This is a genomic window from Enterobacter sp. DC4, assembly GCF_000568095.1.
Lineage (GTDB): Bacteria > Pseudomonadota > Gammaproteobacteria > Enterobacterales > Enterobacteriaceae > Enterobacter > Enterobacter pseudoroggenkampii.
The window spans coordinates 174,462-188,189 of record NZ_AZUB01000006.1 but is presented as its reverse complement, the minus strand read 5'-3'; the positions used below and the strand labels follow the sequence as shown (position 1 = coordinate 188,189).

At 56.3% G+C, this 13,728-nt stretch carries 11 protein-coding genes and 5 tRNA genes; 3 read left to right on the top strand and 13 right to left on the bottom strand.

What is annotated here, in order from left to right; translation table 11 throughout:
• Positions 1-38 precede the first annotated feature (38 nt).
• The 3 genes from emrA to leuA all read left to right on the top strand — a co-directional run bounded on the left by emrA (position 39) and on the right by leuA (position 4,630).
• On the top strand, positions 39-1,211 hold the full coding sequence (gene emrA / locus P349_RS06470; RefSeq protein WP_032648001.1) for a multidrug efflux MFS transporter periplasmic adaptor subunit EmrA: 1,173 nt from the start codon (positions 39-41) through the stop codon (positions 1,209-1,211).
• 16 nt (positions 1,212-1,227) lie between these two features.
• On the top strand, positions 1,228-2,775 hold the full coding sequence (gene emrB, locus P349_RS06475) for a multidrug efflux MFS transporter permease subunit EmrB (protein WP_024907690.1): 1,548 nt from the start codon (positions 1,228-1,230) through the stop codon (positions 2,773-2,775).
• 199 nt (positions 2,776-2,974) lie between these two features.
• On the top strand, positions 2,975-4,630 hold the full coding sequence (leuA, locus tag P349_RS06480) for a 2-isopropylmalate synthase (protein WP_032648002.1): 1,656 nt from the start codon (positions 2,975-2,977) through the stop codon (positions 4,628-4,630).
• Here leuA and P349_RS06485 read toward each other — a convergent pair.
• The 13 genes from P349_RS06485 to recX form a co-directional block, all read right to left on the bottom strand.
• Positions 4,617-5,381 carry an AraC family transcriptional regulator gene (locus tag P349_RS06485; RefSeq protein ID WP_032648181.1) on the bottom strand — a complete coding sequence of 255 codons (765 nt, stop codon included), beginning with the start codon at positions 5,379-5,381 and terminating at the stop codon, positions 4,617-4,619. The two genes, leuA and P349_RS06485, sit on opposite strands and share 14 nt — an antisense overlap.
• A gap of 64 nt (positions 5,382-5,445) precedes the next feature.
• Entirely contained in the window at positions 5,446-5,961 is a 516-nt protein-coding gene (luxS, locus tag P349_RS06490) for an S-ribosylhomocysteine lyase (RefSeq protein WP_024907693.1), read from the bottom strand.
• 153 nt (positions 5,962-6,114) lie between these two features.
• Positions 6,115-7,659, bottom strand: coding sequence for a glutamate--cysteine ligase (gene gshA / locus P349_RS06495; protein ID WP_032648004.1), 1,545 nt, complete (start codon positions 7,657-7,659; stop codon positions 6,115-6,117).
• Between the two features lie 83 nt (positions 7,660-7,742).
• Positions 7,743-8,171: a YqaA family protein gene (locus P349_RS06500; protein WP_008499541.1), complete on the bottom strand. Its 429-nt coding sequence runs from the start codon at positions 8,169-8,171 to the stop codon at positions 7,743-7,745.
• Entirely contained in the window at positions 8,168-8,734 is a 567-nt protein-coding gene (yqaB, locus tag P349_RS06505; protein WP_032648006.1) for a fructose-1-phosphate/6-phosphogluconate phosphatase, read from the bottom strand. The genes P349_RS06500 and yqaB overlap by 4 nt, the downstream gene beginning before the upstream one ends.
• A gap of 250 nt (positions 8,735-8,984) precedes the next feature.
• Positions 8,985-9,061: transfer RNA gene (locus tag P349_RS06510), tRNA-Arg, on the bottom strand.
• Positions 9,062-9,221: 160 nt separating this feature from the next.
• Positions 9,222-9,298, bottom strand: a tRNA-Arg gene (locus P349_RS06515).
• Between the two features lie 29 nt (positions 9,299-9,327).
• Positions 9,328-9,404 (bottom strand) — tRNA-Arg (locus P349_RS06520).
• Between the two features lie 64 nt (positions 9,405-9,468).
• Positions 9,469-9,545: transfer RNA gene (locus P349_RS06525), tRNA-Arg, on the bottom strand.
• Positions 9,546-9,549: 4 nt separating this feature from the next.
• A tRNA-Ser gene (locus P349_RS06530) sits at positions 9,550-9,642 on the bottom strand.
• Between the two features lie 342 nt (positions 9,643-9,984).
• On the bottom strand, positions 9,985-10,170 hold the full coding sequence (gene csrA, locus P349_RS06535; RefSeq protein ID WP_000906486.1) for a carbon storage regulator CsrA: 186 nt from the start codon (positions 10,168-10,170) through the stop codon (positions 9,985-9,987).
• A gap of 241 nt (positions 10,171-10,411) precedes the next feature.
• Positions 10,412-13,039, bottom strand: coding sequence for an alanine--tRNA ligase (gene alaS, locus P349_RS06540; RefSeq protein ID WP_032648007.1), 2,628 nt, complete (start codon positions 13,037-13,039; stop codon positions 10,412-10,414).
• A gap of 131 nt (positions 13,040-13,170) precedes the next feature.
• Positions 13,171-13,671, bottom strand: coding sequence for a recombination regulator RecX (gene recX, locus P349_RS06545; protein WP_032648009.1), 501 nt, complete (start codon positions 13,669-13,671; stop codon positions 13,171-13,173).
• Positions 13,672-13,728 lie beyond the last annotated feature (57 nt).

Genomic DNA, 13,728 nt, shown 5'->3' with positions numbered 1-13,728 from the left:
CAGCCGATGTGAAAATAAGAAGATCGTGGAGAACTACAATGAGCGCAAATGCGGAGAGCACTACCCCGCAGCAGCCGGGCAACAAGAAAGGCAAACGTAAGAGCGCCCTTCTTCTGTTGACCTTGCTCTTTATCATTATTGCCGTGGCATATGGGATCTATTGGTTTTTAGTACTGCGTCATACTGAAGAGACTGACGACGCGTACGTGGCAGGGAACCAGGTACAAATTATGGCGCAGGTGTCGGGCAGCGTGACGAAAGTCTGGGCTGACAATACCGACTTTGTGCAAAAAGGCGATGTGTTGGTGACCCTCGATCCAACCGACGCCCAGCAGGCGTTTGAAAAAGCACAGACCGCGCTGGCCTCCAGCGTCCGTCAGACCCGCCAGCTGATGATCAACAGCAAACAGCTGCAGGCCAACATCGACGTGCAGAAAACGGCACTGGCGCAGGCGCAGAGCGACCTGAACCGCCGCGTGCCGCTCGGCACGGCTAACCTGATTGGCCGTGAAGAGCTGCAGCACGCCCGCGATGCCGTGGCCAGCGCTCAGGCACAGCTGGATGTGGCCATTCAACAGTACAACGCCAACCAGGCGATGGTGCTGGGCACCAGCCTGGAAAACCAGCCCGCCGTTCAGCAGGCGGCGACCGAAGTGCGTAACGCGTGGCTTGCCCTGCAGCGTACTAAAATCGTCAGCCCGATGACCGGCTATGTCTCCCGTCGCTCCGTCCAGCCAGGGGCCCAGATTAGCCCAACCACGCCGCTGATGGCGGTCGTGCCGGCAGACAATCTGTGGGTAGACGCTAACTTTAAAGAGACGCAGCTTGCCCATATGCGTATCGGCCAGACCGCGACGGTTGTCAGCGACATCTACGGCGATGACGTGAAGTACACCGGTAAAGTGGTCGGCCTGGATATGGGGACCGGCAGCGCCTTCTCCCTGCTGCCTGCGCAAAACGCCACCGGTAACTGGATCAAAGTGGTTCAGCGTCTGCCTGTGCGTATTGAGCTGGATGCCAAACAGCTGGCGGATCACCCGCTGCGTATCGGCCTCTCTACGCTGGTGACGGTCGACACCGCCAACCGCGACGGTCAGATCCTGGCAAGCCAGGTTCGCAGCAGCCCGGCTTATGAAAGCAACGCCCGTGAAATTAGCCTCGATCCGGTCAACAAGCTGATCGATGACATCGTGAAGGCAAACGCCGGTTAATCCGAAGGTGAGCGTTATGCAACAGCAAAAGCCGCAAAAACCGCTGGAAGGGGCGCAGCTGGTCATCATGACCATTGCGCTCTCTCTTGCGACATTCATGCAGGTGCTGGACTCCACCATCGCGAACGTGGCGATCCCGACCATCGCCGGTAACCTTGGCTCGTCGCTGAGCCAGGGGACCTGGGTCATTACCTCGTTTGGGGTGGCAAACGCCATCTCCATTCCGATTACCGGCTGGCTGGCAAAGCGCGTCGGTGAAGTGAAGCTGTTCCTCTGGTCGACGGTATTGTTCGTTCTTGCCTCCTGGGCGTGCGGCATGTCCAGCAGCCTGACGATGCTGATATTCTTCCGCGTTATTCAGGGGATTGTCGCCGGGCCGTTGATTCCGCTGTCGCAGAGTTTACTGCTGAACAACTACCCGCCCGCCAAACGCTCAATTGCGCTGGCGCTATGGTCAATGACCGTGATTGTCGCCCCGATTTGCGGGCCTATCTTAGGCGGCTATATCAGCGACAACTATCACTGGGGCTGGATCTTCTTCATCAACGTACCGATTGGCGCCATCGTGGTAATGCTGACGCTCCAGACGCTGCGCGGCAGAGAAACCCGGACGGAACAGCGGCGTATCGACGCCATTGGTCTGGCATTGCTGGTTATCGGCATCGGTAGCCTGCAGGTCATGCTCGACCAGGGCAAAGAGCTGGACTGGTTCAACTCCCGGGAGATCATCATCCTGACGATTGTCGCGGTGGTGTCGCTGAGCTTCCTGATTGTCTGGGAGCTGACGGACGATAACCCGATAGTCGACCTGTCGCTGTTTAAGTCGCGAAACTTCACCATTGGCTGTCTGTGTATCAGCCTCGCCTACATGCTCTACTTCGGCGCGATTGTACTGCTGCCGCAGCTGTTGCAGGAGGTATACGGCTACACCGCAACCTGGGCAGGTTTAGCCTCGGCACCGGTTGGATTGATTCCGGTTCTGCTGTCGCCGATTATTGGCCGCTTCGCCCACAAGCTCGACATGCGCAGGCTGGTGACGTTCAGCTTTATCATGTACGCCGTGTGCTTCTACTGGCGCGCGTATACGTTCGAACCGGGAATGGACTTTGGCGCGTCCGCGTGGCCGCAGTTTATTCAGGGCTTTGCCGTGGCGTGTTTCTTTATGCCACTGACCACCATCACGCTTTCCGGTTTACCGCCTGAACGCATGGCGGCGGCATCGAGCCTGTCGAACTTTACGCGAACGCTGGCGGGCTCCATCGGTACGTCGATCACCACCACCCTGTGGACTAACCGTGAATCGATGCACCATGCGCAGCTGACCGAAGCGGTGAACCCGTTCAACCCGAACTCCCGCGAAATGTACAACCAGCTTCAGGGAATGGGTATGACGGAGCAGCAGGCGTCAGGGTGGATTGCCCAGCAGATCACCAACCAGGGGCTGATTATCTCGGCCAACGAGATTTTCTGGATATCGGCAGGGATCTTTATCGTCCTGCTGGGGCTGGTGTGGTTTGCTAAACCACCGTTTGGCGCCGGTAGCGGCGGCGGTGGCGCGCACTAGTTCTGTGCACGAGTTGCCGGGTGGCGGCTACGCCTTACCCGGCCTACGCTTACCGGGCCACCATTCGTAGGCCCGGTAAGCGCAGCGCCACCGGGCAACAATCGCCACCGTGTCCAGAACGCGACAGCCATTGTCAGTTCCGATAAAGCAGCGCGCCTGAAATCGATTCACGATAGTGAAAAGACAACAGGAGCGCATCATGCTGAACACACCCGCCGACAAGTACCAACCCTATCCGACCCTTTCCCTGCCCGACCGCCGCTGGCCGGAGCAACGCATCACCCGCGCGCCGCGCTGGCTCTCAACCGACCTGCGAGATGGCAACCAGGCCCTTGCCGAGCCGATGGACAGCACGCGCAAGCTGCAGTTCTGGGACCTGCTGCTGGGCTGCGGATTCAAAGAGATCGAGGTCGCTTTTCCTTCCGCCTCGCAGACGGATTTCAACTTTGTTCGTCAGCTGATTGAAGAAAACCGCATCCCGGATGACGTGACGATTCAGGTGCTCACTCAGGCACGGGAAGATCTCATCCATCGCACTTTTGAATCCCTGCGCGGCGCGAAGCAGGCCACCGTCCATCTCTACAACGCCACCGCCCCGCTGTTCCGCCGCCTGGTGTTCGGCATGGAGAAAGCGCAAGTCGTCGAGCTGGCGACGCGCGCCACGCGGCTTATTCGTCAGCTGTGTGAAGAGAACCCGGACACCCGCTGGCAGTATGAATACTCCCCGGAAACCTTCTGCTTTACCGAACCAGAGTTTGCGCTGGAGATTTGTGAAGCCGTCGCGGAGATCTGGCAGCCATGCGACGAACGGCCAATGGTGATCAACTTACCCGCCACCGTCGAAGTGAGCACGCCGAACGTCTATGCCGACCAGATCGAGTATTTCTGTCGCCACTTTAGCCGCCGCCGCGATGTCTGCATCAGCGTGCATCCGCATAATGACCGCGGTACCGGCGTCGCCTGCGCGGAGCTGGCCGTAATGGCGGGGGCTGACCGCGTGGAGGGCTGTCTGTTTGGTAACGGGGAACGTACGGGCAACGTCTGCCTGGTGACGCTGGCAATGAACCTCTACAGCCAGGGGGTTAGCCCGAATCTGGACTTTAGCGATATGAACCGGGTGGTGGAAGTGGTGGAAACCTGCAATCAGCTGCCGGTACATCCGCGCCACCCTTGGGCCGGGCGGCTGGCCTATACCGCCTTCTCCGGCTCGCATCAGGACGCGATCAAAAAAGGCTTTGATGCCCGCAGGCCAGGCGATCGCTGGGAGATGCCCTACCTGCCCGTCGATCCGCAGGATATTGGCTGCACCTACGAAGCGGTGATCCGCGTGAACAGCCAGTCAGGAAAAAGCGGCAGCGCGTGGCTGATCGAACAGAATCATGGTCTGAAACTGCCCCGCGCCCTGCAGCAGGATTTCAGCCAGCACGTGCAGCAGGAAACCGATCGTCACGGAAAAGAGATGACGCAGAATGCGCTGTGGCAGCTGTTCCGCACTCGCTACGGCCTGGTGGCCACGCCGCAGTTTGCGCTGCAATCCTACCGCAGCGACAGCCAGCAGGATGGCCAGCTGTGTTTGACGGCCAGCATCGCTACGCAGGGGGGAACGCGTCAGCTGGAAGGCCAGGGTAACGGTCTGCTCTCCGCCGCCGCTCAGGGCTTAAGCCGCTGGGTCACCGCCCCGTTCGTGATTAAGGATTACCACGAGCATACGTTAGGCGAACGCAGCGACAGCCGCTCGGTGGCCTACATCCGCTGCCTGTTCCAGGACGGCAACAGTCGCTGGGGCGTGGGCATTGATAGCGACGTGGCGCGCGCCTCGCTTCAGGCGCTGTTTAACGCCGTCAGTCGTTCTTAAAGTAATCGCTGGGGGAGACGCCCATCACGCGGCGGAACATCGCCGTAAAGGCGCTGTGGCTGCCGTAGCCCAGATCCAGCGCCACACGCAATACCGGCTGGCCCTCCGCCAGCCGCACTAAGGCTTCCAGAAGGCGCGCCCTTCTCAGCCACTCTCCGTAGCTTAATCCCGTCTGCTGCTGGAAATGGCGGTTCAGGGTGCGCTCGCTCATGTTCATCATGCTCGCAGCCTGCGCGCTGCTCCAGCTTTCACCCGGGCTTTGCCGGATTTGCAGACACAGGCGACGTAACGCCTCACTTTCCGGCTCCGGCAGGTGAAACGGCAGCACCGGCATAGTGCGGATTTCATCAAGAATGAGCTCATAGACGCGCTCATCCCGGCTTCCGGGTGAGTACGATTCAGGTAAAGCAAGGGAGACGAGGATCAGTTCGCGCAGCAACGGCGCGATCTGCACGATCTGGCAAGTGGCCGGGAGATCGGCCCGCGCCAGCGGATCGATAAACAGCGTTCGCGCCGCCACGTTGCCGGTGATGCGAAGCGAGTGGCGGGTCCCCGCCGGCAGCCAGACGCCGCGGCCTGGGGGCACAACCCAACAGCCCGATGCGGTATCCACCCGAACCACACCGCTCAGGGTGTGCAGCAGCTGCGCGCAGTCGTGCTCATGCCACGGCTCGCTGTCACCATGAGCGTAATCATGAGCGAACGGAACGAGGGGACGATGGGTAAAGGAGAAAGTCGCGGTTGTGGTCAAAGGAGGCACCAACACAATGTAGGCCCGGTAAGCGAAGCGCCACCGGGCATCCACAGGCACAATACTAGATGTGCAGTTCCTGCAGTTTTTCTTTTGGCAGGGCCAGCTCTTCGTTGCTGTTCACGCGAACATCACGCTCGATGATGTGGCGCGCGATCTCCTGCGCTTCTTCCAGAGAGTGCATCTGGTAGGTACCGCACTGGTAAACGTTCAGCTCAGGGATCTGGTTCTGCTCTTTCACCTTCAGAACGTCCTGCATCGCCGCTTTCCAGGCATCCGCGACGCGCTTCTCATCAGGCACGCCAATCAGGCTCATGTAGAAACCGGTACGGCAGCCCATCGGAGAGATATCGATGATCTCAACGCCGTTGCCGTTCAGGTGGTCACGCATGAAGCCAGCGAACAGGTGTTCCAGCGTATGAATGCCTTTCTCCGGCATCACTTCTTTGTTTGGCACGCAGAAACGCAGATCGAAGACGGTGATCGTGTCGCCGTGCGGGGTGTGCATGGTCTTCGCCACGCGGACTGCAGGTGCTTCCATACGGGTATGGTCGACAGTAAAGCTATCTAATAACGGCATACGTCACCTCCGATAGTGATTTTTTTTAAAATAAACTGAACTCTTCTACAGAATGCGCGTCTGAGTATATGAAAGACGCGCATTTGTTATCATCATCCCTGAATTCAGAGATGTATATTTTGGCCACAGCGATGTGGCCTTTTTCTTTTCTGCTTAAGCCTGCTTCGCCAGAAACGCCTCAAACGACTCGGTATCCGCCGCTTCAACCTCTTTCTGACGCACAACGGACGCATCGCGTTCCGCTACAAAATCCGCTTCGCTCAGCACTTCTAACGGCTCCTGGATCAGCATCTCACGGTACTCCGCCGAGAGTGAACGCCCCGTACCACCGATGCCCTGATCAATCATAGAACGCAGAATGCGCGCTGAGAACGTCAGTTCCGGATTATCAAAACATTCCACCAGCTGGTCGCAGATCAGTTGATACGCCTCTCCGCCGTCGATGCTGTCCATTGTCCGGGCAACACGCTTCAGATCGCGGAACAGATCTTTGCCGACTGTGGTCAGCGGGAACTGTGCCGTTTCGCAGCCGATACCCAGCGTCAGACCCGGTTTACGCCCTTCCAGAATCACGCGGTTCCAGTTTGTACGGGTACAGAGCAATTCGTCTGAACTCATTTCCGGCGCATCCGCCAGCACGCACCAGACCATAAACAGATCCAGGAAGCGAATCTGCTGTTCATCAACGCCAATCGGTGAGAACGGGTTGATATCCAGCGAGCGCACTTCAATGTATTCAATCCCGCCGCGCTGCAGCGCATCCGACGGGGTTTCACCGCTGCGCGTTACGCGCTTAGGACGAATAGGCGCATACAGCTCGTTTTCAATCTGCAGCACATTGCTGTTGATTTGCAGGCGTTTGCCGTCTTTTTCGAGGCCGATTTTCTCGTACTCTTCCGACGGGGTTTTGATCGCCCGCTTCAATCCTGCCACATATTCGTGCAATTCGTTAAACGTAATACCGAGATTGCTTTGCGATTTATTGGTATAACCGAGATCGCTCAGGCGCAGAGAGGTGGCGTACGGGAGATAGTACATTCCGCAGTCGGTCTTCTCGAACGGCAGCGTGGTCGGTTTCCCCTGCAGGAACGAAGAACAGATCGCCGGGGAGGCACCAAACAGATACGGGATCACCCAGCCGAAACGGTAGTAGTTGCGGATCAGGCGGAAGTAGCCTTCAGAGATCGCGTCTTTATCCGTTTCACCACATTTCGCCTGCCAGAAAGCCATCGGCAACGAGAAGTTGTAGTGCACGCCAGAGATGGTCTGCATCAACGCGCCGTAGCGGTTTTTCAGCCCCTCACGGTAGAGCGTTTTCAGCCGACCAATATTTGACGTGCCGTACTGCGCCAGCTCAATCTCCTGCCCCTGCTCGATATAGCACGGCATGCTGAGGGGCCACATACGTTCGTCGCCCATGTTGCGCGCGGTGTAGCGATGGATATCGCGCATGATCGTCAGCATATGATCAATATCACCCTCTACTGGGGTGATGAACTCCAGCAGCGCTTCAGCGAAATCGGTTGTGATCCATTTATGTGTCAGCGCCGAGCCTAACGCCTTCGGGTGACCCGTCGTCGCTAAGCTACCGTCCGCGTTAACGCGCAGCGTTTCACGCTCAAGACCACGCTGAATACCCTTCAATACCTGAGGGTGGTTTTCCAGCCAGGCCAGCGCCTGAGATACGTCCGGGATCAAATTGACCTCCCGCCTGTCAAAGTAATGTTACTCAGCATAATTGTAATGGTTGACGATTGAAGGTCGCGTATTCATTCCACCAATTAGTGCCACCACGTCATACCCTGTAGTGTTGCCCACGCCACGAGAACATAGCGCAACGCCTTGCCAAGGCACAAAAAAAAGAGCACCGGTCCCCAAGAGATGCGCATCCATCCCGCCAGCAGACACAGTAAATCGCCTATTACAGGCATCCAGCTTAATAACAGCGTGGCAGCGCCATAGCGTTTTAGCCAGCCGACTGCCTTTTCCTGCCAGCGCGATTTTTCACGCAGCGGAAAGAAACGCCCAAGAATAACGTTAGTCAGCCCTCCAAGGCTATTACCCATTGTTGCTATTAATACAAGCAGCCAGGGCTGACTCACGCCGGACAACAGCATCGCCACCAGCACCACTTCCGAATTGCCCGGTAACAGCGTGGCGCTTAAAAAACTGCTGGCGAATAATGAGGCGAGTGACAGCGCGTCACTCACAGTAAGCGCACATCCACCGCATCCATTCCAGCATCACGCGCGGCCTGGATACCGAAATCGGCATCTTCAAACACGACACATTTTGCCGCAGGGACGCCCATTAATTCTGCGCAGAGCAGGAAGGTGTCCGGTGCGGGCTTGTGATGTTTAACATGATCGGCGGCTACCACGGCAGAGAAATAGTGGCGCAGGCCAAGATGGTTGAGTAATGCCTCTGCAATCGCGCTTTCGCTGCCCGTCCCCACCGACATCGGGCGACGCCCGTGCCACTCTTTTACCACATCAATCAGCGGCAATGGACGTACGGTATCTAAGAGCATGGCTTTTACCGCATCGGTTTTTTCGCGTGCGAGCAGGTGCGGGTCGAGATCGGCCTGATTCAGTTCAATCACGGCCTGTGCAATACGCCAGGTTGGGGAGCCGTTGAGGGCGATCATCGCCTGAAGGTCGAAACGCATACCGTAGCGGCCCAGGACGTCGGTCCAGGCTTGACGATGCGTGGGTTCGGTATCCAGAAGAGTACCATCCATATCGAAGATCAAACCGTCATACTGTGCGTACATCGTGCTCTCACTAACCGATTAACAAAGCATTACTTTATCGTAAATGGTGGTTTTTGTCGCTGACAGAGAGTGTGATTGCTGACGGAACGTCGAAGGAATAAACAAAGAAGGAGAAGATGGTGCATCCGGGAGGATTACTCGGCTTACGCCTCGCCCTGCGGGCCGTTGCTAAAGCAACGTTATCCTCCCTGGTGCTTGCGATTAACTCGCAGACCTTAAAACAACAGCATCGCTGTTATCCAGGAGAATATGGTGCATCCGGGAGGATTCGAACCTCCGACCGCTCGGTTCGTAGCCGAGTACTCTATCCAGCTGAGCTACGGATGCATCGGGAAATGCTTTTAGAAACAGTAAATGGTGCATCCGGGAGGATTACTCGGCTGCGCCTCGCCCTTCGGGCCGTTGCTAAAGCAACGTTATCCTCCCTGGTGCTTGCGATTAACCCGCAGACCTTGAAACAACAGCGTGGCTATTATCTCGGAGAATATGGTGCATCCGGGAGGATTCGAACCTCCGACCGCTCGGTTCGTAGCCGAGTACTCTATCCAGCTGAGCTACGGATGCATCAGGGTACTGCTTTCAGAAATAGTAAATGGTGCATCCGGGAGGATTCGAACCTCCGACCGCTCGGTTCGTAGCCGAGTACTCTATCCAGCTGAGCTACGGATGCATCGGGATTTACTACTGTACTGCTCGATATTCATATCACTTCTAAAGCAATATGAAGTAATAGATGGTGCATCCGGGAGGATTCGAACCTCCGACCGCTCGGTTCGTAGCCGAGTACTCTATCCAGCTGAGCTACGGATGCAAAATGGCGGTGAGGCGGGGATTCGAACCCCGGATGCAGCTTTTGACCGCATACTCCCTTAGCAGGGGAGCGCCTTCAGCCTCTCGGCCACCTCACCACACAACGCCTCTTTCGAGTGCTTCGAGTTACTCGTTAAGAGCTTCTCGTCGCTGCGTGGCGCATATATTACTTTCTGGGACTTATAAGTCAAACAATTTTCCAAAAGCTTTTATCGTTTGCACAAATCACACGCAATTCGCATGTAAAAGCCGCAAAGAGGGTGTTTTATAAGCGGATTTTGCAGGCATCTTCACAGAAAACCTATGCAGAAATGGCGGCGTAAGAGCGAGTTTAGGGTAACGGAGTGGTTAAAAAGAGAGCGTTTGAAATTAAACGGTAACGTTGAGCAGGAAAAATGACAGGAGGGTTGCGTCTCGCCCGACAGCGAGACGCGACAATATCAGTAACTGGACTGCTGGGATTTTTCAGCCTGGATACGCTGGTAGATCTCTTCACGGTGGACAGATACTTCTTTAGGAGCGTTAACACCAATACGTACCTGGTTACCCTTTACCCCTAAAACTGTCACGGTGACCTCATCCCCAATCATGAGGGTCTCACCAACTCGACGAGTCAGAATCAGCATTCTTTGCTCCTTGAAAGATTAAAAGAGTCGGGTCTCTTGTATCCCGGCATTATCCATCATATAACGCCAAAAAGTAAGCGATGACAAACACGTAAAGTGTAAGCAGTCACGGCATCACATTCTGTTAAACGTAAGTTTAGCCGATATACACAAACTCAACCTGACTTTATCGTTATCGATAGCACAGTGAACAAGACGCCATAACGTTACCGCTATGGCGTCTGCTTGTGCTTTGTAGTTATTACAGTTTCGCGCTTACCCAGCTTTCAACGCTGGCTAATGCCGCAGGAAGTGCCGCCGCATCCGTACCACCGGCTTGCGCCATGTCCGGACGACCGCCACCCTTGCCGCCCACCTGCTGAGCGACCATACCAATCAGTTCCCCTGCTTTTACGCGGTCGGTCACATCCTTAGAGACGCCCGCAATCAGAGAAACCTTACCTTCTGCCACTGTCGCCAGCACGATAACGGTAGAACCAAGCTGGTTCTTGAGATCGTCGACCATAGTACGCAGCATCTTAGGCTCAACGCCCGCCAGATCGCTGACCAGCAGTTTAACGCCCTTAATGTCTACAGCCTTGCTGGAGAGGTTTGCACTCTCCTGCGCCGCAGCCTGCTCTTTCAGCTGCTGCAGCTCTTTTTCCAGCTGACGCGTGCGATCCAGCGCAACGCGCACTTTCTCGCCCAGGTTCTGGCTATCGCCTTTCAGCAGCTGCGCGATGTCGTGCAGCTGATCGCTCTGCGCATGCAGGCTGGCAATCGCACCTTCACCGGTTACCGCTTCAATACGACGCACGCCTGCCGCCGTACCCGACTCGGAAACAATGCGGAACAGGCCAATGTCACCGGTGCGCGAGGCGTGCGTACCGCCGCACAGCTCGGTAGAGAAATCGCCCATGCTCAGCACGCGAACGCGCTCGTCGTATTTCTCACCAAACAGCGCCATCGCACCTTTTTTCTTCGCGTCCTCGAGATCCATGATATGGGTCTCGATTGGCAGGTTGCGACGGATCTGCGCGTTCACCAGATCTTCCACCGCGCGGATTTCAGACGGTTTCATCGCTTCAAAATGCGAGAAGTCGAAACGCAGCACTTTGTCGTTAACCAGAGAACCTTTCTGTGCAACGTGAGTACCGAGTACGTCGCGCAGGGCAGCGTGCATCAGGTGGGTTGCAGAGTGGTTCAGACGAATGCGCGCGCGGCGAGCTTCATCCACGTTAGCCTGGACGCCCTCGCCCACTTTCAGAGAACCGGAAACCAGTTTGCCCTGGTGACCAATCGCCTGACCGTATTTCTGGGTGTCGCTGACGCTGAAGCTGAAACCATTACCTTTCAGTTCGCCTTTATCGCCAACCTGGCCGCCGGATTCGGCGTAGAACGGCGTTTTGTCCAGAATGACTACCGCATCCTGACCCGCGCTGATGCTGTCTACGGCTTTACCGTCAACAAACAGGGCGGTCACTTTGCCGGTCAGTTCCAGCGTCTCATAACCTTTGAATTCTGACGCGCTATCAACGCGGATCATCGCGTTGTAGTCTGCACCGAAACCGCTGGATTCACGCGCGCGACGACGCTGCTCTTCCATCGCGGCTTCGAAGCCCGCTTCGTCAACTTTGATGTTGCGCTCGCGGCAAACGTCCGCCGTCAGGTCAACCGGGAAGCCGTAGGTGTCGTACAGGCGGAAAGCGGTTTCGCCATCCAGCGTGTCGCCCTTAAGTTTCGCCAGCTCTTCGTCCAGCAGCGCCAGACCGCGCTCCAGTGTACGCGCAAACTGCTCTTCTTCGGTTTTCAGAACCTGCTCTACCTGCGCCTGCTGGCGTTTCAGCTCATCACCGGCAGCACCCATTACGCCAATCAGTGGCCCAACGAGTTTATAGAAGAAGGTGTCCTTCGCGCCCAGCATGTTGCCGTGACGGATGGCACGACGAATGATACGACGCAGCACGTAGCCACGGTTTTCATTCGATGGGATAACGCCGTCGGCAATCAGGAACGCGCAGGAACGAATGTGGTCCGCGATAACGCGCAGCGATTTGTTGTTCAGATCGGTCGCGCCGGTAACGTTCGCAACGGCTTTGATCAGGGTGCTGAACAGGTCAATCTCGTAGTTGGAGTTAACGTGCTGCAGTACTGCGGCAATACGCTCCAGACCCATACCGGTATCAACGGAAGGTTTCGGCAGCGGCTCCATCGTACCGTCGGCCTGACGGTTGAACTGCATGAAGACGATGTTCCAGATCTCAATGTAGCGATCGCCGTCTTCTTCCGGGCTGCCTGGAGGGCCGCCCCAGATATGGTCGCCGTGATCGTAGAAGATCTCGGTGCACGGGCCGCAAGGACCGGTATCACCCATCTGCCAGAAGTTGTCAGACGCGTATGGTGCGCCTTTGTTATCACCGATGCGAATAATGCGCTCGCGCGGGATCCCGACTTCTTTTTCCCAGATTTCGTAGGCTTCGTCATCGGTTTCATAGACGGTAACCCACAGACGCTCTTTCGGCAGGTTGAACCAGTTTTCACCGGTCAGCAGTTCCCACGCATATTGAATGGCATCGTGTTTGAAGTAGTCGCCGAAGCTGAAGTTACCCAGCATTTCGAAGAAGGTGTGGTGACGCGCGGTGTAACCGACGTTTTCCAGGTCGTTGTGTTTACCGCCCGCACGCACGCAACGCTGTGAGGTTGTAGCGCGGGAATAATTACGCTTGTCGAGACCAAGGAACACATCCTTGAACTGGTTCATCCCGGCGTTGGTAAACAGCAGAGTCGGATCGTTGTTCGGTACCAGGGAGCTGCTGGCAACAACCTGGTGTCCCTTACTATGGAAAAAATCGAGAAACGCCTGACGGATCTCAGCGGTGCTCTTGCTCATAATTATCCTGAAATCAAGCTAACGAAATGTCGTAGCCAGCCTGTATCGGTAAACCGTTGGACAGACCAGCTACTGGAAAAAGTGGGAATAAGATAAGTTTTCTTTAGTGGGAAGTAAAATCCCGCATGCGTTCAATCGGCAAAATTACGCCAGATATCCTGAATATCTTCCATCAGAAAGCCGCGGTAGAGCAAAAAGCGCTGGATTTTGACTTTTTCTGAAAATTCACGCGGCAGCGGTTCGCCGTACTTACGAATGGCCTGCTCTTTTGCCAGCTCGCACCAGTCAACGTCGCATTCGCGCATCGCTTTTTCGATGGACTCCCGGGCTACCCCTTTCTGGTTTAGCTCCTGCCGGATGCGCGCGGGCCCATATCCTTTGCGGCTGCGGCTGGCGAGAAACCGCGAGGCAAAACGCTCGTCATCAAGATAGCGATGCTCATAGCACCAGGCAATCACGCGATCATAATCTTCCGCGGTGGCATCAATCTCTTCTGGCCCGTTTTTACTCATCACCGGTGCCGACAGCTTTCGCCGCAGCTCCTGTTCACTGTGGTCACGCACGGCCAGGATGCGCACCGCGCGATCCAGTAGGCGTGCATACGCGGGTCGACGAGTTGTCGGTTCACTCATAAAAAACCTGCTGATTCAGAAATGCAAAAAGGGCCGCATCAGCAGCCCTTCATTGTT